We start from the raw sequence: 543 nt of genomic DNA on the forward strand, positions 1-543 counted from the left end.
GATATCAAAGCGATAGCCTTGGTAGGTTACAGTGCGGGATAGCCCCCCTACCTGCACCGGATCCGCTTCCAAAACCGTTACCGGGTAGCCCTGCTTGTTCAGCTCGTAGGCGGCACTCAATCCAGCTGGCCCCGCCCCGATCACCACTGTGGACTGCACTCTGGATAGCTGCCTTGAGGTACCATCTGGTAGTGGGGTCATTTCCTCAGAAATGTTCTCAGAAACAGTCATGGCAACTTCTCACACCACCTCGTCAATCCTAACGGAAATAGGTCTGTTCAAGGGATCCCCGGCCTGGGCGCGAAAGTGCTATGCCTACGGCACCCCGTCGGGAACCGCACCGCTAACGCGAAAGATTAAGCTGGAGACAGATTAGAGATCCCTTTTGTGTGCAAAGAAAGCCTTGGTGCTTCGCACCGCCGTCGCGAATGGCCGACTCTGTGGAGTGAATTTTGTGCAATCTCCCCCCATCCCCAATCCTGGACATCTGCTGACAAATGCTTCGCCGACAGTACTGTTGGCCGATGACGACCCATGCATACG

General features: G+C 55.4%; 1 protein-coding gene. It reads right to left on the reverse strand.

The window, feature by feature from the left end:
- A partial coding sequence (locus tag NW838_RS11310) for an FAD-dependent oxidoreductase (protein WP_414428065.1) occupies nucleotides 1–231 on the reverse strand: 231 nt, incomplete at its 3' end.
- Nucleotides 232–543 lie beyond the last annotated feature (312 nt).

This window comes from Synechococcus sp. R55.2 (assembly GCF_047462075.1).
Taxonomy (GTDB): Bacteria; Cyanobacteriota; Cyanobacteriia; order Thermostichales; family Thermostichaceae; genus Thermostichus.